Raw genomic sequence first — 25882 nt, 5'->3', positions numbered from 1 at the left:
AAAAGACACCGAGCCTGCTCGCGCTTACTTGACGTTCGCGCGGGCCATGGCGCCCAGACGCAGGCGGAGCGCATTCAGCTTGATGAAGCCTTCTGCGTCCTTCTGGTTGTAGACGCTGTCTTCCTCGAACGTCACATAGTCCATGCGGTAGAGGCTGTTCGGCGACTTGCGGCCGACGACCGTGACGTTGCCCTTGAACAGCTTCAGGCGGACCACGCCGTTCACCGGCTCCTGGGTCTGGTCGATCAGCGCCTGGAGCGCCAGACGCTCCGGGCTGAACCAGTAGCCGCAATAGATCAGCTCGGCGTAGCGCGGCATCAGCTCATCCTTCAGATGGCCGGCGCCGCGGTCGAGCGTGATGCTCTCCATCGCGCGGTGGGCGGCCAGCAGGATGGTGCCGCCCGGCGTCTCGTACACGCCGCGCGACTTCATGCCGACATAGCGGTTCTCGACGAGGTCGAGGCGGCCGATGCCGTTCTCGCCGCCCAGGCGGTTCAACTCGGTCAGCAGGGCCGCCGGGGACAGGGCCTTGCCGTCGATCGCCACGGCGTCGCCGCGCTTGAACTCGACTTCGACGTAGGTCGGAGTGTCCGGGGCCTTCTCCGGGGCGACGGAGCGGGTGTACATGTCCTCGAACGGCTCGACCCACGGGTCCTCAAGCGCCTTCCCCTCGTAGGAGATGTGCAGGAGGTTGGCGTCGGTGGAGTACGGGGCCTCGCCGCGCTTGTCCTTGGCGATCGGAATCTGGTTCTTCTCGGCGTAGTCGATCAGCCGGGTGCGGCTGTTCAGATCCCACTCGCGCCACGGGGCGATGATCTTGATGTCCGGGCGGAGCGCGTAGTAGCCCAGCTCGAAGCGGACCTGATCGTTGCCCTTGCCGGTGGCGCCGTGGGCCACGGCGTCGGCGCCGACCTGGTTGGCGATCTCGATCTGGCGCTTGGCGATCAGTGGCCGGGCGATCGAGGTGCCGAGCAGGTAGGTGCCCTCATAGAGGGTGTTGGCGCGGAACATCGGGAACACGAAGTCCCGCACGAACTCTTCGCGCAGGTCGTCGATGAAGATGTTTTCCGGCTTGATGCCCAGAAGCTCGGCCTTCTTGCGCGCCGGCTCCAGCTCCTCGCCCTGGCCGAGGTCGGCGGTGAAGGTCACCACCTCGCATTGATAGGTTTCCTGGAGCCACTTCAGGATCACCGAGGTGTCGAGGCCGCCCGAATAGGCGAGCACCACTTTCTTGATCTGTTTGCCGGACGCACCGCTCATGGGACTACTCACGCGGGTGGGGAAAAATATCGGTGCCGGACAGTAGCCCTACGACCGATGCGAATCAATCGGTCCCGCTCATAAGTCACCTCTCCCCAGAGGGGAGAGGGCTGGGGCACTTAATCCGTCCCGGCGTCGGCCGCAACGGTGCTCTCCGCGGCGGGGCGGGCGGGCGCCCGGTCCACGAAAGGCCAGCGGATGTAGGCGTAGAGCCACATCGCCAGGATGTCCGCCCCGTTGATCAGCAGAACCAGCGCCCACAGCGGGCTGCGCCCGCCCTTGGCCAGCACCCAGCCGCCGAAGATCAGCTTCAGCATCAGCAGGATCGCCATGACGAGGTTGGCCGTCCACGGGTCGGTGGACATGATCGCCGCCCAGGGCTGCCAATAGACGGCGTTGAGCAGGGCGACGATGGACTCGAGCATCTCCATCACGCGGCCCTCCGCGCCTTGCGCGGACGCGCCGGCCCGTCGACCAGGACCCGCGCCGGCCAGCGCCGCACCGTCAGCAGCCCCAGCACGCCGACCAGCCCGATCACCGGCACGAAGATCACCAACGCCCACCAGGGCGAGAAGCCCGCCCGGCGGAAGATGCGCATCAGCGGCCAGACCGCCGCGGCGTTGAACAGGAACAGGATCAGGCCGGGATCGACGGCGAACTCAGGCACGGAGCACTCCCAGGGATAGGTCCGGCCTTATCCGGCCAGCGCCGCGTCCTTCTCGGCCAGCACCTTCTCGATGGCGGCGCGGTCGGCGGCGGACAGGCGGACGGACGCGCTCTTCAACTGGCCGCAGGCGGCCATGATGTCCTCGCCGCGGGTGGTGCGGACGGGGCTGGCGTAGCCGGCGTTGTTGACGATGTCACCGAAGACCTGGATCGCCCGGTCGGTCGAACGCTCGTAGGGGGCGCCCGGCCAGGGGTTGAAGGGGATCAGGTTGATCTTCGACGGGATGCCTTCCAGCAACTTGACCAGGGCGCGGGCGTCCGCCGGGCTGTCGTTGACGCCCTTCAGCATCACGTATTCGAAGGTAATGCGCCGCGCGTTGTTCAGGCCGGGGTAGTTGCGGCAGGCGTCCATCAGCTCCTTCAACGGGTATTTCCGGTTGATGGGCATGATGATGTCGCGAAGCTCGTCGGTCACGGCGTGCAGGCTGACAGCGAGGTTGACGTTCAACTCCTCGCCGCAGCGCTTCATGGCCGGGACGACGCCGGAGGTCGAGAGCGTGATGCGGCGCTTCGAGATCGAAATCCCGTCGCCGTCCATGACGATCTTCAGCGCCTTGGCGACGTTCTCGTAGTTAAAGAGCGGCTCCCCCATCCCCATCATGACGATGTTGGAGATCATCCGCCCGTCCGGCGGCGCCGGCCATTCGCCGAGCGCGTCGCGGGCCAGCATGACCTGCGCCACGATCTCCGAGGCGTCGAGGTTGCGCACCAGACGCTGCGTGCCGGTGTGGCAGAAGCGGCAGGTCAGCGTGCAGCCGACCTGCGAGGAGACGCAGAGCGTGCCGCGGTCCTCCTCGGGGATGTGGACGCTCTCCACCTCCTGCCCGTCGGGCATGCGCAGCAGCCACTTGCGCGTGCCGTCCACCGATTTCAGGTCGCGCACGATCGTCGGGCGGGCCACGGCGTAGCTCTCCGCCAGCTTCTCGCGCACCGGCTTGGCGAGCGTGGTCATCACCGCGAAGTCGGTGGCTCCGCGGTGGTAGATCCAGTGCCAGAGCTGGCGGGCCCGGAATTTCTCCAGGCCGACGGACAGCATTTCGGCTTCCAGCTCGTCGCGGGACAGGCCGACAAGGTTCTTGCGCCCGCCAAGGGACGACGAAAGGGCGTCGGTCGCCGGCAGGGCAAAGGCAGCAGCATGGTTGGAGGCGCTCATGGCCCCCTAAATAGGGCCACGAGCGTCAGGAGTCAAAAGACGAAACGAGGAGCGTCCAAGTGAAAAGAGCAGCGCTGCTCAGCGCTTCACGCCGCAGGCCTGGTTGATCGCGTCGTAAGCCTGGGCGAAGCCGTCGGTGCTGTAGGTGTCGGTGGTCTTCGTGCCGCGGCCCGAAACACCCTTCACCACCATGGACTTGCCCTTGGCGTCGCGCATCGCGGCGGTGACGGCCTTGTCGGTGTCGGCGTCGCGCGCCCAGGCGGTCTCGCCGTCGGTGAACAGCTTGAAGGACTTGCCGCCCACGTCCACCGTGGACTCGCTGTCCTTCTTCAGGGGATAGCCGACGACGACGCTGACGACGTCCAGCGCCTTCTCCGCCGGGCGGTGGGTCACCAGCACATAGATGTCCCCGCGCTTGGCCGCGGCGGGTTCCTTCTTCTTGGGCTGGCTGGACAGGTAGCAGACCTTGTGCCCGCCCTCGTCGAAGGCGAAGGCGTTCCAGTCCTTGAAGGTCCCCAGCAGGCGCGGGTCGGCGGCCGAGGCCGTGGTGACGGTGCCCATGGTGACGGCGGCGGCGAGGATCGGACCGGCCAGAAGCAGAGCGGCGCCGGCGGTGCGACGGATGGTGCGGATGGGCAACATCGGTTGGCGAAGGCTCGAATGGTTTCGCGGACGGGTTCGGGAGTGGGTCGGACCCTACCCCAATTCGGTGAGGCTTTCCAGGGCCGCCGCCCCGTCCCGGCGGCGAAGTCACGGGTTGTCCCGACGGCCGGTCCTGCAATCGATCGCTCGATTTCGTATCGAAAGCCGGTGATCCGATGGCATGCGGGGTGCGTAGAAGACCCATCGAACCTCAAGTCCAACGCCCGACGGAACGTCGCAGCCCCCATGACACCCTTGGCCGCCCGAGCAGACGACTGCGCACAGGACGCGGGGGAGCGCCAAACACGCTTTGCAGCGGGGCGCTCCGCGCACCATGTGTTGCGGGGCTTGCCATCTTGCGCAAAGCCCATGCGCGCAGAGACGGCGCCCCCGAAGACGTGCCCGAAGACGTGGATGCAGGATCTTGGTTCCCCAGCCGCCGGCGCCGACCGGACCTTCGAAGAGCTGCTGACCGCGGTCGGGCGGGACCGCGACCGCGCGGCCTTCGCGGCGCTGTTCGGCCATTTCGCCCCGCGGTTGAAGGCCTATCTGCGCCGCCAGGGCTGCGACGCGGGCGGTGCGGAGGAGTTGGTGCAGGACGTGATGCTGTTGGTGTGGCGCCGCGCGGAAACCTATGACCCGACCCAGGCGTCCGCCGCCACCTGGGTGTTCACCATCGCCCGCAACCGTCGGATCGACGCGCTGCGGCGGGAACAGCGGCCCGAGATCGACCCCGCCGACCCCACGCTGGTGCCCGACCCGATGGAAAGCGCCGACGACGGGGTGGCGGCGCGGGAGACCGCGGGACGCCTGCGGGCCGCGCTGAGGACCCTGCCGCCGGAGCAGGCCGACCTGCTGCGTCTGGCCTATTTCGAGGACAAGCCGCACAGCCTGATCTCCGCCGAACAGGGCATTCCGCTGAGCACCGTCAAGTCGCGCCTGCGGCTGGCCATGGAACGGCTGCGCAAGGCCATGAGGGACTCCCGATGACCGTGCCCACCCACCATCCCGGCGACACCCTGCTGATCGACTACGCCGGCGGCGCTCTGGGCGAGGCGGCGTCCCTGATCGTGGCGACCCATCTGGCGCTGTGCCCCTGCTGCCGTCTGAACGTCGCCGAGATGGAGGCGGTCGGCGGCGCCCTGCTGGAGAGCATCGAGCCGGAGGAGGTCGACCCCACCTGCCTGGAGACGGTGCTGGCCCGGCTGGACGACCTGCCGCCCCTGCCCCGCGCGCCCCGGCCGAAGCTGGTCTGCCAGCCGGCCGAGGTGCCGCTGCTGCCCGAACCGCTGCGCCGCTATGTCGGCAACGACCTGTCGCGCCTGCCCTGGAAGCGGCTGATGCGCGGCATGGACTGCTACGACATCCCGCTGGGGTCCGGCTCCAGTTATGATTCCGAACGCCGCGGCAAGGCCCGGCTGATGCGGCTGGCGAGCGGCGTCGGGCCGCCCCACCACACCCACCGCGGGATCGAGCTGACGCTGGTGCTGGACGGCGGCTTCACCGACGATCTGGGACAGTTCGCCCGCGGCGACCTGTCCGTCGCCGACGACTCCGTGCGCCACCGCCCGGTGGCCGACGAGGAGGGCTGCCTGTGTCTGGCGGTGACCGACGCGCCGCTTCATTTCACCGGCGCGCTGGGGCTGATCCTCAACCCGTTTGTGAAATTCTGAGCCGGATCACTCATCGTCGCGGACGAAATCAGTCATCGTCTTGGACGATCACCGGCTTCTGGATGCCGCGCATGCGGCGGCGGCGCTCCGGGTTGCGCATGATCTGGCGGCCGTGCTGGTGATCGCGCAGCGGCTCGGTCGGGCCGCCGACGCGCACCGGGCGTTCGGCGAAGCGGCCCAGGCTGATCATCCGGTCGTACATCACCAGGGCGCCGGCCACCCCGACGTTGATGCAGAACTTCATCGGGATCTTCACCGTGAAGTCGCAGCGCTCCAGCAGCGGTTCGGACAGGCTGCCGCGCTCCGGCCCCAGCACATAGGCGGCGCGCGTCGGGTGACGGAAGCTGGGCAGTTCCACCGCGTCCTCGGTCAGTTCCACGCCGACGAGCTGGCAGTCCTTGGGCAGCGCCAGATCGGCCACCCGGTCGTAGACATAGAGCGGCAGATGCTCCGACGCGCCGGAAGTGTCGACGATGTGCGCCTCGTGCAGGTCGGGTTCCGGGTCGATGGCGAAGAAGAAGGAGGCGCCGAAGGCGTGGGCGGAGCGCATCAGGTTGCCGACGTTGCCCGGCTTGCTGATCCGCTCCACCCCGATGGCGAAATATCCACGCATGGCTTGCACAATCACTCGTAGTTTCGGCCCGCACACACCGAGAATCGGCCGCGAATTGGCCATGATCCGGCGGGTCCGATGGTGCGACACCTTGCCTCGCGACCCGGAGAGAGGCAAGCTCTCCACCCATGAGCCACGACCATTCCTCCTGCTGCGGCGGCCACGGTGACCACCACGGCCACGCCGACCCTCACCCCCCCGCCGAGGGGCACGCCGACCTGTCCGGACCGCCGGAGGCGCCGATCCTCGTCGAGGTGACGCGCGGCGGCATGGTGGAATCCGTCCATCGCGGGCGCGCCTGCATCGTCGATTCCGACGGTCGTGTGCTGGCCCAGTGGGGCGACATCCAGGCGCCGGTCTACCCGCGCTCCGCCATCAAGTCGATCCAGGCGATCCCGCTGGTCGAGACGGGCGCGCTCGACGCCTACGAGCTGGGCGACCAGGAGCTGGCGCTGGCCTGCTCCTCCCACCACGGGGAAATCCGCCACACCCGCATCGCGGAGGCCTGGATCAAGCGCATCGGCCTGACCGTGGGCGATTACGAGTGCGGGGCGCATCTGCCGACCGACACCGAGACCGCCCACGAGATGATCCGCCACGGCGAGACGCCGACCGCCTTCCACAACAACTGCTCCGGCAAGCACGCCGGCTTCCTGACCACCGCCCTGCACAAGGGCGAGCCGACCAAGGGCTATGTCCGCTTCGACCATCCGGTGCAGCAGCGCATCCTGGGCGTGATGGAGCAGATGACCGGCCAGGACCTGTCGCAGGCCCCCTGGGGCGTCGACGGCTGCGCCATCCCGACCATCGGCATCCCGCTGGGCGCCATCGCCTACGCCATGGCCCGCATCGGCGACCCCAAGGACCTGCCCGACTCCCGCGCCGAGGCGGTGGCCCGCATTCGCCGCGCCTGGCGGTCGCACCCGCACCTGATCGCCGGCAAGGACAGCTTCGACACCGGCATGATGCAGGCGGCGGGCGGTCTGGTGCTGGTCAAGGGCGGGGCCGAGGGCGTGGGCTGCGCCGTCCTGCCCAAGCAGGGGCTGGGCATCGCCCTGAAGATCGACGACGGCACCCCGCGCGCCCGCGAGGTCGCCCTGGCCGCCCTGATCCGCGCCACCAAGGTTCTGTCCGACGAGCAGTGGGCGCGGGCCGGCCAGCTCATCAACCAGCCGGTGACCAACCGCAACGGCCTGGAGGTCGGCGTGGTCCGCCCGGCGGAGGGCTGAAGGTCCGCAAGCGCGATCAAGCCGCCCTCGGCTAGGGTGCCGGGCATGGAGGACCCATGACCAAGCCCGACACCCTGCTGGACTACGGCCGCCGCATCGAGCGTGTCATCGACCACATCGCCGCCCATCTGGACGAGACGCTGGAGTTGGAACGGCTGGCCGCCGTCGCCTGCTTCTCGCCCTACCATTTCCACCGCATCTACCGCGCCATGGCGGGGGAAACGGCGGCGGACACGTTGCGTCGGCTGCGTCTGCACCGTGCCGCAGGCGACCTCGTGAAGGGCGAAGACGGCATGGTGCAGGTCGCACGGCGCGCCGGCTACGGCAGCGTGGAGGCGTTCACCCGCGCCTTCGGGCAGGTCTATGGGCTGAGCCCCGGTGCCTACCGGCGGCAAGGCTGCCTGGTTCCTCCACCCGACCAACCACCGGACGAGGAGCGAAACATGCACGACGTCACCATCCGCGATCTGCCGCCGCTGCGCGTGGCCGCCATGGCTCACCAAGGCCCCTATATGGATATCGGCACGACCTTCGAGCGGCTGTACGCCTGGGCCGCGGGCCGCGGCCTCGTGGGACCGGAGACGCGGTCCTTCGCCCTCTATTACGACGACCCGGAGTCGGTTCCGGCGGACCGCCTCCGCTCCGAGGCCGCGTTGCTGGTCGACGGACCGATCCCCGGGGACGGACCGGTTCGCGCACTTGACATTCCCGGCGGCCGGCACGCCGTTCTGATCCACAAGGGTCCCTACGCGGAGTTGGAACGCCCCTACCGCTGGCTCTACCGCGACTGGCTGCCGTCGAGCGGCCACGCGCCGGCCGACCGCCCCTGCGTCGAGGAGTATCTGAACAATCCCCGCACCCTTCCCCCCGAGGAGTGGCTGACGGAGATCCGGTTGCCTTTGGCGTGAGAGGAGGCAGAGGGGAGGCGTTCCTCCCCTCCCCATCCCCCAAGCCCGTTCCATTGATGCTATGGTCCGGCACCCGTCCACCTGACCGGTTGCCCGATCCATGAGCATCGACACCCTGCGCGCCCAGTACGAAGCCTTCCCTTATCCCGCGCGCAACCCCGCCGACGAGAAAAAGCGCCTGATCACCGGATCGCCCAGCCATCTGGACGAGGTGAACCACAACGTCTTCGGAGGGCGCCTCGACCACGCCAGGCCCCTCAGGGTGCTGGTGGCCGGCGGCGGGACCGGCGACGGGACGATCATGATCGCCCAGCAGCTGGCCGACGCCGGCAATCCGGGGCGCGTCACCTACCTCGACCTCTCCGACGCCGCGCGGGACGTCGCCGAGGCGCGGGCCAAGGCGCGCGGGCTGACCAACATCGACTTCCGCCGCGGCTCGCTGCTCGACCTCGGCGCGCTGTTGGAGGAGGGGGGGCCGTTCGACTACATCGACTGCTGCGGCGTGCTGCACCATCTGGACGAGCCGGCGGCGGGCGTCCGCTCGCTGGCCGGGGCGCTGAAGCCGGGCGGCGGGATCGGGCTGATGGTCTACGCGCCGTACGGGCGCACCGGCGTCTATCCTATGCAGGCGGCGCTGCGCACCATCGCGGTGGACCTGCCGCCCAAGGAGCAGGTGGCGCTGGCCCGCCGGCTGATCGAACGCCTGCCGACGTCCAACTGGCTGCTGCGCAACCCCTTCATCAACGACCACAAACAGGCCGACGCCGACCTCTACGACCTGCTGCTGCATTCCTGCGACCGGCCCTTCACCGTGCCGGAGCTGGCGGAGCTGGCCGCGGCGGGCGGGCTGGCCATCGCCGCGCTGGTGGACCCGTACCGCTACGACCCCGCCGTCTGGGTGAAGGACCCCCGCGTGCTGAAGCGGCTCGACGGGCTGTCCCGGCTGGAGCGCGCCGCCTGGGCCGAGCAGGTCACCGGCAGCATGACCAAGCACATCGCCTATCTCGTCCGTCCCGAGGACGCCGAGGGTGCCGTCGCCCGCCCCGACGGGCCGGAGGTGGTGCCGGTGCTGCGCGACCTCGACGGCGCGGCGGTGGCCAAGGGCCTGCCCCCCGGCGGCGTGCTGGAGGCCGAGTTGATGGGGGCCGTCGTCCCCCTGCCCCTGCCCCGTCTGGCCGGGCCGATCCTGGCGCGGGTGGACGGGCGGACCAGCCTGGGGGCCATCCACCAGGCGCTGGCGGAAAAGGCCGGTCCCCTGGCCTGGGACGCCTTCCTGGCGCAGTTCGCGCAGCTTTTCACGGCGCTGAACGGCGTCGGCAAGATGTATCTGCGCCGCTGAGCGCTTCACCGCTTCCAAAATGAAAAATCCGCCGCCGGGAGGCCCCGGCGGCGGAAGTTCATGGAGGAAACAACCAGACTGCAAAAGGGTGCTTAGTGGATGGTCTCGCCGTGCAGGGCGAGGTCCAGGCCGTCGCGCTCGACGTCCTCGTCGACGCGCAGGCCCATCACCACGTCGATGACCTTCAGGATGATGAAGGAGCCGACCGCCGAGTAGGCGATGGTGGCCAGGATGCCGTAGACCTGCGTCCAGATCTGGCCGACGTTGCCTTCCAGGGCGCCGGCGGTGCCGCCGATGGCTTCCTGGGCGAAGACGCCGGTCAGGATGGCGCCGACGATGCCGCCCACGCCGTGCACGCCGAAGGCGTCCAGCGAGTCGTCATAGCCGAGGGCGCGCTTCAGGCCGGTGGCGCCCCAGTAGCAGATCACGCCGGCGGCCAGACCGATGACCAGGGCGCCGGTCGGACCGACGAAGCCCGAGGCCGGGGTGATGGCGACCAGACCGGCGATGGCGCCGGAGATGATGCCGAGGACCGAGGGCTTGCCCTTGGTGGCCCACTCGACCAGCAGCCAGGACATGGCGGCGGTGGCGGCGGCGATCTGCGTGACCAGCATGGCCATGCCCGCACGGCCGTCGGCGGCCACGGCGGAACCCGCGTTGAAGCCGAACCAGCCGACCCACAGCATCGAGGCGCCGATCAGGCTGAGCACCAGATTGTGCGGGGCGAAGTTCTCGTTCGGGTAGCCCTTGCGCTTGCCCAGCACGATGGCGGCGACGAGACCGGCCACGCCCGCGTTGATGTGCACCACGGTGCCGCCGGCGTAGTCGAGCACGCCGTCACCCGCCAGATAGCCGCCCGGACCCCAGACCCAGTGGGTGATCGGCGCGTAGACGATCAGCGACCACAGGCCCGTGAAGACCAGCATCGAGGAGAACTTCATGCGGTCGGCGAAGGCGCCGGTGATCAGGGCCGGCGTGATGATGGCGAAGGTCATCTGGAAGACGACGAAGATCGTCTCCGGAATGACGCCCGTCAGGCTGTCCTTGGTGATGCCGGCCAGCATGAACTTCGAAAGGCTGCCGAAATACGGGGTGCCTTCGGTGAAGGCGATGCTGTAACCGGCGAAGAACCACAGGATGCTGACCAGGCAGCAGATCGCGAAGCTCTGCATCACGACCGACAGCACGTTCATCTTGCGGACCATGCCGCCGTAGAACAGGGCCAGACCCGGGATGGTCATGAACAGAACCAGCGCCGTGGCGACCAGCATCCAAGCCGTGTCGCCGCTGCTCAGGGTGGGCTCGGCCGCGGCGGCGGCCGCTTCCTGGGCGAGGGCGGCGGCAGGCAGACCGGCCAAGCCCAGAATCGCCGCCATCGTCGGCGCGGCGAGGGTGAAGAGACGGCTCATCGAGGCTCCTCTTTATTCGAATGCTTCTGGCCCGTTTCGCCCCGTCCCCGGTACAGACGGGGCGGCGGGAGGGGACCGTGTACGCCGATTTCTCTTCAAGAAGCGTGCCAACCCAAAAGGGCTAGGAATCGCGGTGATTGCGGCCTTTCGGATGACCGCAAAGCAGCATAGGACCCGAGTCGCCGGACGGCCTTGCCCAGAAATTGAGCAGAAAATCGGACCACCCAAAGCCTTGCACCGCAGCGTGATTCGCCCATGGATTGCAGGTTGCCTGCCCCCTGTTGAGGCGTTGCACGCCCGTTTCCCGCGCGCTTGCCTGTTTTTTATGCACAATGATGCGTCTGAATTCCGCACAACCGTTGGGCAGCCCCCCTCTATTTCCGGCCTGTTCCCCTCGGCCTATTGGCCCGCCCCCGTGAAATGTGGCACGGTCACCCTCTCAACCGGCGGAGCCGGACGGGGCCGGGGACAAACGGCCTCCGCCCATTCGGGTCCGACGGTCGCTTCCGGATGGCCGACAGCAAAAAAGAGAACCGAAAGGGGAGACACATGCTCGACAAACGGGATCTGCGGCTGGCGCCGCGCCGTGCCGTGGCCCTCGTCCTGGCTGGCGGCCGGGGCAGCCGGCTGAAGCAGCTGACCGACCGTCGCGCCAAGCCGGCCACCTATTTCGGGGGCAAGTTCCGGATCATCGACTTCGCCCTGTCGAACTGCATCAACTCCGGCTTCCGCCGCATCGGCGTGCTGACGCAGTACAAGTCGCACAGCCTGCTGCGCCACCTGCAGCGCGGCTGGAACTTCTTCCGCGGCGAGATGAACGAGTTCTGCGACCTGCTGCCGGCCCAGCAGCGCATCAGCGAGACCGCCTGGTACCAGGGCACCGCCGACGCGGTGTACCAGAACCTGGACATCCTGCGCGACCACGAGCCGGAATACATCCTGATCCTGGCCGGCGACCACATCTACAAGATGGATTACGGCGCGCTGCTGCTCGACCACATCGCCAAGAAGGCCGACGTGACGATCCCCTGCATCCAGGTGCCGCGCCCCCAGGCCACCGGCTTCGGCGTCATGCATGTGGACGAGACCCAGCGCGTCATCGACTTCGTCGAGAAGCCCGCCGACCCGCCGCCGATGCCGGGCAACCCGGACAAGTCGCTGGCCAGCATGGGCATCTACGTCTTCAACGCGCAGTTCCTCTACGACCAGCTGGAGCGCGACTTCAACGATCCCGCCTCCTCGCGCGACTTCGGCAAGGACATCATCCCCCATCTCGTGACCAGCGGGGCGCGGGTGATGGCCCACGACTTCGCCGATTCGGCCATCCTGAACGGCCACGAGTCCGAGCCCTACTGGCGCGACGTCGGCACCATCGACGCCTACTGGGAGGCCAACCTCGACCTCTGCCACGTCACGCCGCAGCTCAACATGTACGACCGCGAGTGGCCGATCTTCACCTACCAGGAGCAGCTGCCGCCGGCGAAGTTCGTCTTCGACGACGAGAACCGGCGCGGCATGGCGGTGGACAGCCTGGTGTCGGGCGGCTGCATCATCTCCGGCTCGCTGGTGAAGAACTCGCTGCTGTTCAGCGAGGTGCGCGTCAACTCCTTCAGCGAACTGCACCAGGCAGTGGTCCTGCCGGACGTCGACATCGGCCGCCACTGCCGCCTGACCAAGGTGGTGATCGACCGCGGCGTGGTGATCCCCGAGGGGCTGGTCGTCGGCGAGGACCCGGAGCTGGACGCCAAGCGCTTCCACCGCAGCGAGGGCGGCGTCTGCCTGATCACCCAGGACATGATCGACCGCCTGCCCAAGGACTGACCCTCCCCATCCCCCTTCGCCCCCCTGGGGCGAGGGGGCGGTGAGCAAGACCAAGAAGAAACCGAAAGACCCCGCCTCCATGCGCGTCCTGTTCGTCACGCCGGAATGCTACCCCCTGGTGAAGACCGGCGGGCTGGCCGACGTTTCCGCCGCCCTGCCCCCCGCCCTGAACCGCGCCGGAGCCGAGGTCCGCCTGCTGCTGCCCGGCTATCCGGCGGTGCTGAACGGGCTGAGCGACCTGCAACCGGTCGGCAAGCCCCTCACCGATTTGCCTGGCACCGATCTGCCCGGCGGCGCCCCGGCGACCTTGCGGATCGGACGGATGCCGGACGGGGTGCTAGCCTATGTGCTGGACGCGCCGGCGCTCTACGATCGGCCCGGCAACCCCTATCTGGGGCCGGACGGCAAGGACTGGCCGGACAACGCGGAACGCTTCGCCGCCCTGTCCTGGTGCGCGGCGGGCTTCGCGGCGGAGGACGGCCTCGACCCCTGGTGGCGTCCCGACGTGCTGCACGGGCACGACTGGCAGACCGGGCTGATCCCGGCCTATCTGGAGCTGCGCCCCGACCGCTTCGCCGGGCCGTTCCGGCCGGGCACGGTGACGACGATCCACAACATCGCCTACCAGGGCCTGTTCGGCGCCTGGATGATGAGCGACCTCGGCCTGCCGTCGGCCGCCTTCCGGATCGACGGGGTGGAGTATTACGGCGGCGTCGGCTTCCTCAAGGCCGGCTGCTTCTATTCCGACCGCCTGACCACGGTCAGCCCGACCTACGCCCACGAAATCCAGACAGCGGAGCACGGTTCGGGCCTGGAAGGGCTGCTCGCCACGCGGGCCGAGGCGCTGACCGGCATTCTCAACGGCGTGGACTATGACATCTGGGACCCCGCCATCGACCCGCACATCGCCGCCCGTTACGGCGCCGCGGACCTCGGCGGCAAGGACCTGTGCAAGGCCGATCTCCAGGCGACCTTCGGCCTGGACCGCCGGGCGGACGCCCCGCTGGCCGCGGTGGTCAGCCGCCTGACCGGTCACAAGGGGCTGGATCTGGTGCTGGAGGCGGCGTCGCAGTGGATCGCCTGGGGCGGCCAGCTCGCCGTCCTCGGCAGCGGCGAACCGGCGCTGGAGGCCGGCTTTCGCCACCTCGCCACCTGGTACCCGAAGTCGGTCGGCGTGCGCATCGGCTATGACGAGGCGCTGTCCCACCGCATCCAGGCCGGCGCCGACCTGTTCCTGGTGCCCTCACGGTCGGAGCCCTGCGGCCTGACCCAGATGTACGCGCTGAAGTACGGCACCCTGCCGCTGGTCCGCCGCACCGGGGGCCTCGCCGACACCATCGTGGACGCCAACCCCGCAGCGGTGAACGACGCCAGCGCCACCGGCTTCCAGTTCGTCAACGCCAATGTCCAGGAGCTGACCTGGGCGCTGCGCCGCGCCGCCGCCCTCTACCGCAAGCCCGAGCGCTGGCACGCCATGCAGCAGCACGCGATGACCCGCGACTTCGGCTGGCACGGCCCGGCGGAGGAGTACATGGAGCTATACCGCGCGGTGGCGCCGGTTCTGGTGGCGTAGGAGAGCGCGGGGCCGACCCCCGCGTTTCCCGCGAAAGGAGTGGAACGGGGATGGGGCCTTTCCATAGGGCCTGTCCACGCCGCCATTGCGCGCATCGTCCGTCCGCCCTATGTTCCGCCCCAAACCAGGGCTCCGGGCACCGATGACTGACCTTTCGCACATCCGCAATTTCTCGATCATCGCGCACATCGACCACGGCAAGTCGACCCTTGCCGACCGTCTGATCCAGCAGTGCGGCGGCCTCGATTCGCGCGAGATGCGCGAACAGGTGCTCGACAGCATGGACATCGAGCGCGAGCGCGGCATCACCATCAAGGCGCAGACCGTCCGCCTGCTCTACAAGGCCAAGGACGGGCAGCAGTACACGCTGAACCTGATGGACACGCCGGGCCACGTCGACTTCGCCTACGAGGTCAGCCGCAGCCTCGCCGCCTGCGAGGGTTCGATCCTGGTGGTGGACGCCTCGCAGGGTGTGGAGGCGCAGACGCTCGCCAACGTCTATCAGGCGATCGACAACAACCACGAGATCATCCCGGTCCTCAACAAGATCGACCTGCCGGCGGCGGAGCCCGACCGCGTGAAGCAGCAGATCGAGGATGTGATCGGCCTGGACGCCACCGACGCCGTGGAGATTTCGGCCAAGACCGGCCTGAACATCGACGCCGTGCTGGAAGCCGTGGTGCAGCGCCTGCCCGCGCCCAAGGGCAACGCCGACGGTGAGCTGAAGGCCCTGCTGGTCGATTCCTGGTACGACCCGTATCTCGGCGTGGTCATCCTGGTGCGCGTGGTGGACGGGCGGCTGAAGGTGAACCAGAAGGTCCGCTTCATGGCCGCCGGCAGCGCCCACGAGGTCGACCGCGTCGGCGTCTTCACCCCGAAGGCCCTGCTGACCGGCGAGCTGGGGCCGGGCGAGATGGGCTTCATCACCGCCGCCATCAAGGACATCACGCTGACCAAGGTCGGCGACACCATCACCGAAGACCGCCGCCCGGCGGCCGAGCCGCTGGCCGGCTTCAAGCCCTCCATCCCCGTGGTGTGGTGCGGCCTGTTCCCGGTGGACGCCGCCGACTTCGAGCGGCTGCGCGACAGCCTGGGCAAGCTGAAGCTGAACGACTCCAGCTTCCATTACGAGGCCGAGACGTCGGCGGCGCTGGGCTTCGGCTTCCGCTGCGGCTTCCTCGGCCTGCTGCATCTGGAAATCATCCAGGAGCGGCTGGAGCGCGAGTTCAACCTCGACCTGATCACCACGGCGCCGTCGGTGGTCTACAAGCTGTACATGACCGACGGCACGGTGATGGATCTGCACAACCCGGCGGACATGCCGGACGTGATGAAGATCGACCGCATCGACGAGCCGTGGATCAAGGCCACCATCATGCTGCCCGACGAGTATCTGGGCGGCATCCTCCAGCTCTGCACCGAGCGGCGCGGCCAGCAGATCGAGCTGACCTACGCCGGTGCCCGCGCCATGCTGGTCTACCGGCTGCCGCTGAACGAGGTGGTCTTCGACTTCTACGACCGTCTGAAGTCGATCAGCCGCGGCTACGCCAGCTTCGACTACCAGATGGACAGCTACGAGGAAGGCGACCTCGTCAAGATGTCGATCCTGGTGAACGCCGAGCCGGTGGACGCCCTGTCGATGATCGTCCACCGCTCCCAGTCGGAGCGGCGCGGCCGCCAGCTCTGCGAGCGGCTGAAGGAGCTGATCCCGCGCCAGCTCTTCAAGATCGCCGTGCAGGCGGCCATCGGCGGCAAGATCATCGCCCGCGAGAGCATCGGCGCGCTGCGCAAGGACGTGACGGCCAAGTGCTACGGCGGCGACATCAGCCGCAAGCGCAAGCTGCTGGACAAGCAGAAGGAAGGCAAGAAGCGCATGCGGCAGTTCGGCCAGGTCGAAATCCCGCAGAGCGCCTTCATCGCCGCCCTCAAGATGGGCGACGAATAAGCGCCGGCCTCTTGGTGGAATGACGGAAAGCGGGTCCGGCAAGGCCCGCTTTCTTTTTGTCCGCCCGGCGCAGCAGCCCAGAGCCCACAAAAAGTCGAATGACTCCCCGCATGGAATCGCCTATCACCCGGACAGGCTTCCAAACGGATGATGTCCCGTGACGCGCACTGTCATGTTTGGCCTGCCAGCCGCCGCCCTGGTCGTCGGCATCCTCGCAGGCTGCACCCCGAACTACTCGCCCAACACCTACGCCGCCACCGCGACCCAGCAGGCGAACAAGGTGGAGCGGGCGGTCGTCATCGGATTCCGTCAGGTCAAGATCAGCACCAGCGGCACCGTCGGCGCCGTCACCGGCGGGGCCGCGGGCGGCGTTCTGGGGTCGCAGTCCGGCACCTTCGGCATCAACTCGGCGCTGGGCGCGGTCGGCGGCACGGCCATCGGCGGGCTGATCGGCACTTCGATCGAGCATGTGACCGGTGACACCACGGGATGGGAATACATCGTCCGCAAGCCGGACGGCGAGCTTCTGTCGGTCACCCAGCGGGAAGAGAAGCCCATCGAGATCGGGCAGAAGGTGCTGGTCATCGCCGGCAGCCAAGCCCGCATCGTCGCCGACTATTCCACGGACCCCGAGCCGGCTCCCGCCCTGAAGGAAGCGGCGAAGGACGCCCAAAAGGACGCACCTAAGGACTCTAGGCCCGCCGAGACGATCGAGGCGAAGGAGCTTCCCACCCCGCCCCCTGCGGAGGTTCCTGCGGAGGTCCCCGTGGAAGCTCCGGCGGCTTCGACTCCCGACAGCGGCGGACCGGCGCCCATCCGCCTCACCCCGCCAGCAACGCCGGCCCCCGAGCCGGTGCCGGCGGCCGAGGCCCCGGCGGACAAGCCCGCCGACGGCACGCCCGCCACCTGACCCGGCCCTCACGCCACCAGGATCGTCAGCAGCAGCACCGGCAGAGCCGGCATCCGCGGCAGCCGGAAGCGCCACGGCGACGGCGCTGCCGCCGTCACCGTCATCGGGCGGCGCTCCTCCTCGCGGTCCAGCCGTCCGGCCTCCAGCACCACCGTCGTCATCGCGTCGAACACACCCATCGCTCCGTCCTCCCAAAATCGGAGGGCACCCTGCGCCCGCGCGAAAAATCTTGGAAACGAATAGGCTTTATGAGGTTCATCACAGATCGTGATGGTCCTTCCGCGCGTTGAACCCGCGCGCCCCCTCTGCTTGAATGCGTGACCATGCCGGCCAACCTCGACACCGACCTTCTGCGCGCCTTCGTCGCCGTCGCCGACGCGCGCAGTTTCACCCGTGCCGGCGACACGCTGGGCCGCACCCAGGCCGCCGTCAGCCAGCAGGTCCGCCGGCTGGAGGAGGTCGTTGGCACCCGCGTCTTCCAGCGCGACACCAAGAGCGTCCACCTGACCCAGCAGGGCGAGCTTCTGCTGACCTACGCCCGGCGGATGCTGACCCTGAACGACGAGATTCTGGCCCTGATGCACCGCCCCGCCACGGTGGCCAGCGTGCGCATCGGCACGCCGGACGATTACGCCACCATGCTGCTGCCCGGCGTGCTCGCCCGCTTCGCCGCCGCCTACCCCGACGTGCCGGTGGAGGTGATCTGCGACAACAGCCCCGATCTGGTGGCGGAGATCGACAAGGGCCGCTACGACCTCGCCCTGGTCACCCGCCACCCCGACAGCCGCAGCGGCGAACTGGTGCGGCGGGAGCCGGTCGCCTGGGTCGCCCCGCCGCGCTCCACCGCCGTCGATTCCACCCCCATCGAGCGCGAGGACCCGCTGCCGCTGGCCCTGTTCCCCAAGGGCTGCGTGGTGCGCGACCTCGCCGTCGCGGCGCTGGAGGGCATCGGGCGCGGCTGGCGCGTCGCCTTCATCAGCAAGAGCGTGGTGGCGGTGCACGGCGCCGTGCTGGGCGGGCTCGGCGTCACCGCCATGGAGGAATGCACCGTTCCGCCCAGCCTGCGCCGGCTGACCGCGGCGGACGGCTTCCCCGACCTGTCGGACATCGACATCGCGTTGCACCGCGCCCCCGGCATGGCCGCCAAGCCGGTCCGCCTGCTGGCCGAGGCCATCCACGATCTGGTGGGCGGGAATCGGGCGGCCTGACCGACCGTGCGGCTCCGTGACATCCGTCCCGGCGCGCACGCGCCGGGTTGCCCCGGCGGGCCGGACCGATGCAAAATGGCCCCTCCTCCAAAGGGGCAAACCGCCGTGCGCACGCGTTCCACCACCGCCCTCCGCGCCCTGGCGCTGCGGCTGATCCTGGCCGCGGCGACGATGTGGTTCGCCCCGGACGCCGCCCTGGCGCAGAGCCCCGTCGCCATCGGCGCGCCGCTGACCGGCGAGGTGGTCCTCAACCGCGACATCGAGGTGCGCATCGGCCCCAACGCTGACGCCCGGATCATCCAGACCCTGCCGCGCGGCAAGGCGCTGAACGCGCTGGGCACGCCCCGCGGCACCAGCTGGACGGAGGTCGCCATCGGCGGCCAGCCCATCGGCTACGTCCCCTCCGACTCGCTGGACCCGGCGCTGATGGTGTCGCGCTCCATCACCGCCGCCATGGGCGCCACCGCCGCCGGGGCCAACGCCGGCGGATCGCCCCCCTCGACCGGCAAGCCGCCGGTCATCCACCGCAGCGCGGCCGTGGTGCCGCGCAGCGCGTGGGAGATCGCCGCCCAGGTGCCGGCCCAGGGCTATGTCGTCGCGGCGGACGCCATCAAGGCGACGGAGATCCTCGACAACAAGAAGCGACGCAGCTTCACCCTGCGCAAGGGCGACGTGGTCAGCCTGATCGATTCCGCGAACGGGCGGGTGACGCTGGGCATGCCCGGCCGGACTCGCGCGGTCGCCACGGCCGAGGGGCTGATCGGGGTGGTCGCCCCCTACCCGCTGCCCGGCATGCCGCCCATCGAGCCGGGGGCGCTGTTCGCCGCGCGGCTCGGCGAGTATGTCAGCCACGCCGAGGGGCTGCGGGCTTGGCAGGAATTCACCTACGGTCCCGGAACGGCCTACCGCGACCTGCCGCCGATGGTCTGGCCGGTCTTCCGCGGCGCCCGCACCACCTACCAGATGGGCGTCGGCCCCTTCACCCGGACGCAGGTGGACAATGTCTGCGGCGCGCTGGCGCAGCGCTCCCTGGACTGTTGGGTGATCGAGCTGGAGACCTTCTGACCCCAGGGCTGACCCGGGGCTGACCCTGGCCTGCCCCCGGCGCCGTCCTCCGCCAAGCGGCAGCAGCGCGTCGCCTCCGGTAAACTACTGAGCTTTTTCGACGAAAATGCATCGATCGTGGCGGTAGGCGGGCGCGGCCGTGCCGTGTTAATCTTTCTTACCCCCGCCCGCTCCGCCCCAGGCTTTGCCCATGACCGACTCCGACGACGAGTTCCTCTTTCTGGACGACCAGGACGGCGACGGAAACGGCGAAACCGGGTCGCCGGCCACCGGAAACCGGTGGAAGATGATGATCGTGGACGACGAGCCTGAGGTGCACTCCATCACCAAGCTCGTCCTGGCCGATTTCGCCTACAAGGGCCGCTCCGCCCAGTTCATCTCGGCCTATTCCGCCGCGGAGGCGCGGACGATCCTGGAGCGCGAGGAGGACATCGCCATCATCCTGCTGGACGTGGTGATGGAAACCGACGACGCCGGGCTGCAACTCGTCCACCACATCCGCGAGGAATTGAAGAACCGCCACGTCCGCATCATCCTGCGCACCGGCCAGCCCGGCCAGGCGCCGGAGCGCGCAGTGATCCTCGACTACGACATCAACGACTACAAGGCCAAGACTCAGCTCACCGCCCAGCAGCTGTTCACCACCACGGTCGCCGCCCTGCGCTCCTACGAGGACATCATGGCGATCGAGATGAACCGGCGTGGGCTGGAGAAGATCATCGAGGCGTCGTCGTCGCTGTTCCAGGCACGCTCGATGAAGCTGTTCGCCGCCGGGGTGCTGACCCAACTCTCCGGCATCCTCGGCGTCGGACCGGACGCCATCCTGTGCGTGCAGCGCGGCCCGGTCATCAGCGGCGCGGCGGACGGGCTGTATGTCCTGGCCGGCTCGGGCCGGTTCGAGACGCTGATCGACGAGCCGGCGGCCAACCATGTCGAGCCCGCCGTGCTGGCGGAGGTGAAGCGCTGCCTGGAGTCGCGCAGCAACCGCTACGCCGCCGATCATTGCACGCTCTACATCCGCACCCCGAACGACCGGGAGAACGTGGTCTATCTGAGTTCCGACCGGCCGCTGTCTGACCTCGACCGCAACCTGATCGAGGTGTTCTGCCGCAAGATCTCGGTCGGCTTCGACAATCTGCACCTGTACGAACAGCTGCGGCGCAGCCAGGAGCACACGGTCATCGCCATGGCCGATCTGGCGGAGCGCGCCGGTCATCCCAGCGCGGAGGCCGAGGCCGGCCCGCGCATCGCCATGGTGACCGACCGCATCGCCCGTCGGCTGGCCGAGGAGGGGCGCTATCCCGCCATCCTCGACACGGTGTTCCTGGAGTCGGTCGGTCTGGCCGCCATCCTCCACGACGTCGGCAACGCCACGCTGGACCCCGCCATCCTCGGCAAGACCGGGCCGCTGACCCCGGAGGAGCGGGCCGTCATGCAGGCCCACACAACCACGGGCTGGGATTTGCTGGATCGCGCGAGCCAGCGGTCCGACGGACGGACGCATCTGCATCTGGGGGCGGAGATCGCCCGGGCGCATCATGAGAATTGGGACGGCACCGGCTATCCCGACCGCCTGAAGGGCGACGCCATCCCGCTGAGCGCCCGCATCGTCGCGGTGGCCGACAGCTTCGACGCCATGACCCGCGACCGCCCCTACCGCAAGGCGCTGGACCATGACGTGGCGGTGGCGGAGATCCGGCGCCTGTCGGGCAGCCGGTTCGATCCGGCGGTGGTCGACGCCTTCCTGGCGGTGTCCGGCAGCCTGCGCCGGGGGTGACGCCCTTCGGAGAAGGAGGCGGACGCGGGATCAGCCGGCGCCGCTCATCAGCGTGTCCACCATGTCCTTCAGCGGACCGATCTGCACCGGCTTGTGCAGCAGCCGGCAGCCCAGGGCGGCGGCTTCGGCCTGACGCTCCGGCATCGTATCGCCGGTCAGGATCAGGGCGGGCACCGGGGCGCCGACATGGGCGCGCACCATCTCCACCGCCTGGGCGCCCGTGCCGCCAGCCGGCAGGAAGTGATCGGCCAGGACCAGCCCGGGACGGCCGGGCGCCTGCGGCAGCCGCTGCGCCAGTTCGTTCAGCGACAGGGCGGTCAGCACGTCGTATCCCCAGGCTTCGAGAAGCAGCGCCAGCCCTTCCACGATCGACCGGTCGTCGTCCACCACGATGACCAGCCGGCTGGCTTCGGCCGGCGCTCCCCCATCGCCGTCCTCGCGGCGGAGCGCGCCGCCGCCGTCCACCGAACCATTGCCGGCATCCCCGGTCATGGCGAGGACGGAGGCGGTTTTGGCGTGGTCGTTCGTTAAGCTCACCATCGGATTCTTCACCAGCTCTGAGGGCGACGGGGCCGGAGCATCCCGCGCCGTTTGTCCGCATGACCGATTCAAAAAAGAACGAAAAATATTAAAAAAATCGAAATATCAGCCTAACGATTTTTTTGGAATGTCTGCCATGTATCGTGGAAAGAAAACATTCCATTTCTGAAATTTATAGGCAGCGATGCGCAGCATCGAGACAATACGGACGCATGTTTTGCAAACTTATGTTCATTCGCTTTATCTGATGGACCAACTCTATTCAACTCTGAAAAAGCGCATATGAGGCGCACCCGGATGCCATGCCGAAACGTGCTTCAAACAACGGACCGCGGCATGTTCTGCGAATCCAGACGTGACGCCTCCGGAACAATCCTTTGAACTGTCCGGATTGGGAGCCGTTCCATCCGGACATGGAAAAACAATGGGCCCCCACCTTGCGGCGGAGGCCCGAACTTTGTCTTACGAAATTGAACCCTTTTCCGGATCCGCAGCCTTTGGATGCGCCCGCGTCAGGAGCGCGAACGTCAGCTGCGCAGGCTGCCGCCCGTGGCCTTGGCGACCGCGGCGACGATCTTCTGGCCGATGGCCTCGATCTCCGGCTCGGTCAGGGTCCGCTCGGTCGGCTGAAGCGTGACGGAGAGGGCGACGGACTTCTTGCCCTCCTCCAGGTTGGTGCCCTGGTAGACGTCGAAGACGGTCACGTCCTTGACCAGCGCCTTGTCGGCGCCCTTGGCGGCGCGGATCAGCTTGTCGGCCTCCACGTCCTTGCCGACGACGAAGGCGAAGTCGCGCTCCAGCGGCTGGAAGGGCGAGAGCTGGACCAGCGGACGCGCCGTGCCGCCCTTCTTCTTGGGCAGCGGGACGGCGTCCAGGAACACCTCGAAGCCGACCACCGGACCCTTGACGCCCAGCGTGCCGAGCACGGTCGGGTGGATTTCGCCGAAGCGGGCCATCACCGTCGGGCCGAGGCGCAGCACGCCCGAGCGGCCGGGATGGTACCAGCCCGGCGCGTCGGTGGTGACCTGCAGGTTGGTCACCGGCGCGCCGGCGGCCTCCAGGACGGCCATGGCGTCGGCCTTGGCGTCGTAGGCATCGACGCCGCGGGCCTTCTCGGCCCAGTGGCGCGGCACCGCGTTGCCGGCGCGGATGCCGGCGGCCACGATGTCCTGCCCGTCCGGCGACGGCTTGCGGAAAGCCGGGCCGACCTCGAACAGGCCGACGTCGGCGTAGCCGCGGTCGGCGTTGCGCCCGGCGGCCTGGATCAGGTTGCCGAGAATGGACGGGCGCATCACGTCGAGGTCGGCGCTGATCGGGTTGACCAGCGTCAGCCCCTCGCCAACCCCGCCGAACAGCTCGGCCACCGGACCGGCCATGAAGGACCAGGTGACGGCTTCGGACAGGCCGCGGACGGCCAGCGTGCGCTTGGTCAGCCCGACGCGGCGCTGTTTGGTGGTCAGGGCCGGACGGGTCAGCACGCTGTCGCGCGGCAGCGGGGTTGCCGGGATGGCGTCGAAGCCGTGGATGCGCAGCACCTCCTCCACCAGATCGGCCTCGCCGTGGATGTCGGCGCGCCAGGAGGGCGGAACGACGCGCAGGGTGCCGTCCACATCCTCGCCGACGATCTCGCAGCCGAGGTCGATCAGGATGCGGGTCTGCTCGTCGCGCGGCACCGCGACGCCGCCCAGGGCGGCGACTCGGCCCGGACGCAGCGTCAGGGTGCGGCGCCACTGCGGCTCCTCACCGGCGATCACGAGGTCGGAGGCCTCGCCGCCGCAGATCTCCAGGATCAGGCGGGTGGCGCGCTCCATCCCCGAGACGACCGCCGCCGGATCGACGCCGCGCTCCAGCCGGTAGCGGGCGTCCGACTCGATGCCCAGCTTGCGGCCGGTCTGCGCCGTGCGCACGGTGTCGAAGATCGCCGCTTCCAGGAAGACGTTGACCGTCGTCTCGGTGCAGCCCGACGCCTCGCCGCCGATGATGCCGCCCAGCGCCTCGGCCCGCTCATGATCGGCGATGACCGTCATGCTCGGGTCGAGCGGGTATTCCTTGCCGTTCAGCGCCGCCAGCGTCTCACCCTCGCGGGCCATGCGGACGACGATGCCACCCTTCACCTTGTCGGCATCGAAGGCGTGCAGCGGGCGCGACAGGTCGAAGGTGATGAAGTTGGTGATGTCGACCAGCGCCGAGATCGGGCGCAGGCCGATGGCGACCAGCTTGTCGTGCAGCCACTTCGGCGACGGGCCGTTCTTCACACCGCGGAAGTAGCGGCCGACATACATCGGGCAGGCGTCCGGCGCCTCGATGGTCACGCCGAGCGGGCTCGGGAAGGCGCCCTTCACCGGCTCCGCCGCCAGCGGCTTCAGCGTGCCCAGCCCGGCGGCGGCGAGGTCGCGGGCGATGCCGCGCACCCCGGCGCAGTCGGCGCGGTCGGGCGTCAGGCTGATGTCGATGACCGGGTCGCCCAGGCCGGCGTAGTCGGCGTAGGCGACGCCGACCGGCGCGTCCTCGGGCAGCTCGATGATGCCGTTGTGCTCCTCCGACAGCTTCAGCTCGCGTTCGGAGCACATCATGCCGTTCGACTCGACGCCGCGGATGACGCCCTTCTTCAGCGTGATGTCGGAGCCGGGGATGTAGGCCCCCTCCGGCGCGAAGACGCCCTTCAGGCCGGCGCGCGCGTTGGGCGCGCCGCAGACGACCTGGAGCTTCTCGGTGCCGGTGTCGACGACCAGGACGCGCAGCTTGTCGGCGTCCGGGTGCTTCTCGGCGGAGACGACGTGGGCGACGCGGAAGGGCTTCAACTCCTTGGAGCGATCCTCCACCCCTTCGACCTCCAGGCCGAGGGCGGTCAGCTTCTCCACGATCTGGTCGAGCGTGGCGTCGGTCTCCAGATGGTCCTTCAGCCAGGACAGCGTGAACTTCATGGGTCCGGCTCCTTTAGCGCGTCAGGCCCTGGGCCATGCTGGGAACGTCGAGCGGCACGAAGCCGTAATGCTTCAGCCAGCGGAGGTCGGCTTCGAAGAAGGTGCGCAGGTCGGGGATGCCGTATTTCAGCATCGCCACGCGCTCGATCCCCATGCCGAAGGCGAAGCCCTGGTACTTGGTGCTGTCGATGCCGCAGGCCTCCAGCACGTTGGGGTGCACCATGCCGCAGCCCAGAATCTCCAGCCAATCGCCGTAGTTGCCGAGCTTCAGCTCGCCGCCCTTGCGGGAGCAGCCGATGTCCACCTCCGCCGACGGTTCGGTGAAGGGGAAGAAGCTGGGGCGGAAGCGCAGCGGCAGGTCGTCCACGTCGAAGAAGGCGCGGCAGAACTCGATCAGGCAGCCCTTCAGGTGGCCCATGTGGGTCGCCTCGTCGATGACCAGCCCCTCGATCTGGTGGAACATCGGGGTGTGGGTCATGTCGTAGTCGGACCGGTAGGTGCGGCCCGGCGCGATGATGCGGATCGGCGGCTTCTTGTTCAGCATGGTGCGGACCTGCACCGGGCTGGTGTGGGTGCGCAGCAGCATCTTCTTCTCGCCCGCATCGGGGAGATAGAAGGTGTCGTGCATGTCGCGGGCGGGGTGGCCCGGCGGGAAGTTCAGGGCGGTGAAGTTGTGGAAGTCGTCCTCGACGTCCGGCCCCTCGGCGACGCTGAAGCCCATCTCGGCGAAGATCGCCACCATCTCGTCGATGGTCTGGCTGATCGGGTGGATGCGCCCCTCGGTCTCCGGACGGACCGGCAGGGTGACGTCGATGCGCTCGGCCTGGAGGCGGGCCTCCAGATGGGCGCGGGCGAGGTCGGCCTTGCGGCCGTCGATGGCGGCGGCAATCTCGTCCTTCAGCGCGTTGAGCTGCTGGCCGCGCTCGCGCCGTTCGTCGGGCGACAGCCCGCCCAGCTCCTTCATGAAGCCGGTGATGCGCCCCTTCTTGCCGAGCGCGGTGACCCGCACCTCTTCGAGGGCCGCGAGGTCGCCAGCGGCGTTGACCTGCGACAGGAGTTCGTCTTTCAGCGCATCGAGCATGTCATTTCCCGCGAGCCATAAGGAAGTGCGAGCGTAAAGAAAAAGGGAGCCGGCCCAGAGGCACGGCTCCCTTCTTTCGTGTCCGG

The 25882-nt window shown here is 68.7% G+C and carries 23 protein-coding genes; 12 read left to right on the top strand and 11 right to left on the bottom strand.

The features are described from left to right. Window positions 1–24 precede the first annotated feature (24 nt). From ABAZ39_RS00465 to ABAZ39_RS00445, 5 genes are all read right to left on the bottom strand, one after another. Complete coding sequence (locus ABAZ39_RS00465) at window positions 25–1260, bottom strand: argininosuccinate synthase (protein WP_035669763.1); 1236 nt, start codon at window positions 1258–1260, stop codon at window positions 25–27. A 119-nt stretch (window positions 1261–1379) separates the two neighbouring features. After that, a complete protein-coding gene (locus ABAZ39_RS00460) occupies window positions 1380–1691 on the bottom strand; it encodes a hypothetical protein (RefSeq protein ID WP_038525694.1) in 312 nt (103 codons plus the stop codon). After that, window positions 1691–1927, bottom strand: coding sequence for a hypothetical protein (locus ABAZ39_RS00455; RefSeq protein ID WP_014238704.1), 237 nt, complete (start codon window positions 1925–1927; stop codon window positions 1691–1693). The genes ABAZ39_RS00460 and ABAZ39_RS00455 overlap by 1 nt, the downstream gene beginning before the upstream one ends. Window positions 1928–1954: 27 nt before the next feature. Further along, window positions 1955–3139 (bottom strand): dual-specificity RNA methyltransferase RlmN, encoded by a 1185-nt coding sequence (rlmN, locus tag ABAZ39_RS00450; protein WP_038525690.1) that lies wholly within the window; start codon window positions 3137–3139, stop codon window positions 1955–1957. 78 nt (window positions 3140–3217) lie between these two features. Then, the gene (locus ABAZ39_RS00445; protein WP_038525687.1) at window positions 3218–3781 is read right to left on the bottom strand and encodes an invasion associated locus B family protein; all 564 of its coding nucleotides are present in this window, start codon (window positions 3779–3781) and stop codon (window positions 3218–3220) included. 414 nt (window positions 3782–4195) lie between these two features. Here ABAZ39_RS00445 and ABAZ39_RS00440 point away from each other — a divergent pair, with 414 nt between their 5' ends. Together ABAZ39_RS00440 and ABAZ39_RS00435 are read left to right on the top strand one after the other, a co-directional pair. Beyond that, window positions 4196–4771: a sigma-70 family RNA polymerase sigma factor gene (locus ABAZ39_RS00440; RefSeq protein ID WP_038525684.1), complete on the top strand. Its 576-nt coding sequence runs from the start codon at window positions 4196–4198 to the stop codon at window positions 4769–4771. Further along, a complete protein-coding gene (locus tag ABAZ39_RS00435; RefSeq protein ID WP_038525681.1) occupies window positions 4768–5454 on the top strand; it encodes a ChrR family anti-sigma-E factor in 687 nt (228 codons plus the stop codon). The genes ABAZ39_RS00440 and ABAZ39_RS00435 overlap by 4 nt, the downstream gene beginning before the upstream one ends. A 28-nt stretch (window positions 5455–5482) precedes the next feature. Here ABAZ39_RS00435 and ABAZ39_RS00430 read toward each other — a convergent pair whose 3' ends face one another. Continuing rightward, window positions 5483–6067, bottom strand: a complete 585-nt coding sequence (locus ABAZ39_RS00430; protein ID WP_038525678.1) for an RNA methyltransferase — start codon at window positions 6065–6067, stop codon at window positions 5483–5485. A 128-nt stretch (window positions 6068–6195) separates the two neighbouring features. Between ABAZ39_RS00430 and ABAZ39_RS00425 the strand changes: the two genes are divergently transcribed. The 3 genes from ABAZ39_RS00425 to ABAZ39_RS00415 all read left to right on the top strand — a co-directional run bounded on the left by ABAZ39_RS00425 (window position 6196) and on the right by ABAZ39_RS00415 (window position 9543). After that, window positions 6196–7296, top strand: a complete 1101-nt coding sequence (locus ABAZ39_RS00425) for an asparaginase (protein ID WP_038525675.1) — start codon at window positions 6196–6198, stop codon at window positions 7294–7296. Window positions 7297–7352: 56 nt separating this feature from the next. After that, a complete protein-coding gene (locus ABAZ39_RS00420) occupies window positions 7353–8204 on the top strand; it encodes an AraC family transcriptional regulator (protein ID WP_051657716.1) in 852 nt (283 codons plus the stop codon). A 100-nt stretch (window positions 8205–8304) separates the two neighbouring features. Then, entirely contained in the window at window positions 8305–9543 is a 1239-nt protein-coding gene (locus ABAZ39_RS00415; RefSeq protein WP_038525673.1) for a class I SAM-dependent methyltransferase, read from the top strand. A gap of 92 nt (window positions 9544–9635) precedes the next feature. Here the strand turns inward: ABAZ39_RS00415 and ABAZ39_RS00410 are convergent, their stop codons facing one another. Next, the gene (locus ABAZ39_RS00410; protein ID WP_014238715.1) at window positions 9636–10952 is read right to left on the bottom strand and encodes an ammonium transporter; all 1317 of its coding nucleotides are present in this window, start codon (window positions 10950–10952) and stop codon (window positions 9636–9638) included. 549 nt (window positions 10953–11501) lie between these two features. Between ABAZ39_RS00410 and glgC the strand changes: the two genes are divergently transcribed. From glgC to ABAZ39_RS00390, 4 genes are all read left to right on the top strand, one after another. Beyond that, window positions 11502–12773: a glucose-1-phosphate adenylyltransferase gene (glgC, locus tag ABAZ39_RS00405; RefSeq protein WP_038525668.1), complete on the top strand. Its 1272-nt coding sequence runs from the start codon at window positions 11502–11504 to the stop codon at window positions 12771–12773. A gap of 79 nt (window positions 12774–12852) precedes the next feature. Further along, complete coding sequence (gene glgA, locus ABAZ39_RS00400; protein ID WP_038530388.1) at window positions 12853–14346, top strand: glycogen synthase GlgA; 1494 nt, start codon at window positions 12853–12855, stop codon at window positions 14344–14346. Window positions 14347–14488: 142 nt separating this feature from the next. Continuing rightward, window positions 14489–16291, top strand: coding sequence for a translation elongation factor 4 (gene lepA / locus ABAZ39_RS00395; protein ID WP_014238719.1), 1803 nt, complete (start codon window positions 14489–14491; stop codon window positions 16289–16291). Between the two features lie 157 nt (window positions 16292–16448). Then, a complete protein-coding gene (locus ABAZ39_RS00390; protein ID WP_247881655.1) occupies window positions 16449–17201 on the top strand; it encodes an outer membrane lipoprotein in 753 nt (250 codons plus the stop codon). Between the two features lie 8 nt (window positions 17202–17209). On the opposite strand, the gene ABAZ39_RS35995 is transcribed toward ABAZ39_RS00390, so the two are convergent. Further along, window positions 17210–17380 carry a hypothetical protein gene (locus ABAZ39_RS35995; protein WP_160174790.1) on the bottom strand — a complete coding sequence of 57 codons (171 nt, stop codon included), beginning with the start codon at window positions 17378–17380 and terminating at the stop codon, window positions 17210–17212. A gap of 144 nt (window positions 17381–17524) precedes the next feature. On the opposite strand from ABAZ39_RS35995, the gene ABAZ39_RS00385 reads away from it, so the two are divergent. The 3 genes from ABAZ39_RS00385 (at window position 17525) to ABAZ39_RS00375 (ending at window position 21251) form a co-directional block, all read left to right on the top strand. Continuing rightward, window positions 17525–18409, top strand: coding sequence for a LysR substrate-binding domain-containing protein (locus tag ABAZ39_RS00385; protein WP_038525663.1), 885 nt, complete (start codon window positions 17525–17527; stop codon window positions 18407–18409). 105 nt (window positions 18410–18514) lie between these two features. Further along, entirely contained in the window at window positions 18515–19474 is a 960-nt protein-coding gene (locus ABAZ39_RS00380) for an SH3 domain-containing protein (protein WP_038525660.1), read from the top strand. A gap of 190 nt (window positions 19475–19664) precedes the next feature. Beyond that, window positions 19665–21251, top strand: coding sequence for a DUF3369 domain-containing protein (locus ABAZ39_RS00375; protein ID WP_038525657.1), 1587 nt, complete (start codon window positions 19665–19667; stop codon window positions 21249–21251). Between the two features lie 30 nt (window positions 21252–21281). Here ABAZ39_RS00375 and ABAZ39_RS00370 read toward each other — a convergent pair whose 3' ends face one another. The 3 genes from ABAZ39_RS00370 to pheS form a co-directional block, all read right to left on the bottom strand. Continuing rightward, complete coding sequence (locus tag ABAZ39_RS00370) at window positions 21282–21791, bottom strand: response regulator (protein WP_247881599.1); 510 nt, start codon at window positions 21789–21791, stop codon at window positions 21282–21284. A 527-nt stretch (window positions 21792–22318) separates the two neighbouring features. Continuing rightward, complete coding sequence (gene pheT, locus ABAZ39_RS00365) at window positions 22319–24715, bottom strand: phenylalanine--tRNA ligase subunit beta (RefSeq protein ID WP_038525655.1); 2397 nt, start codon at window positions 24713–24715, stop codon at window positions 22319–22321. Window positions 24716–24728: 13 nt separating this feature from the next. After that, complete coding sequence (gene pheS / locus ABAZ39_RS00360) at window positions 24729–25796, bottom strand: phenylalanine--tRNA ligase subunit alpha (RefSeq protein WP_038525652.1); 1068 nt, start codon at window positions 25794–25796, stop codon at window positions 24729–24731. Between the last annotated feature and the right edge of the window lie 86 nt (window positions 25797–25882).

Source organism: Azospirillum argentinense, assembly GCF_000632475.1.
Classification (GTDB): domain Bacteria; phylum Pseudomonadota; class Alphaproteobacteria; order Azospirillales; family Azospirillaceae; genus Azospirillum; species Azospirillum baldaniorum.
Note: the sequence above shows the minus strand (reverse complement) of the source record. Positions and strands in the feature narration are given on the sequence as shown.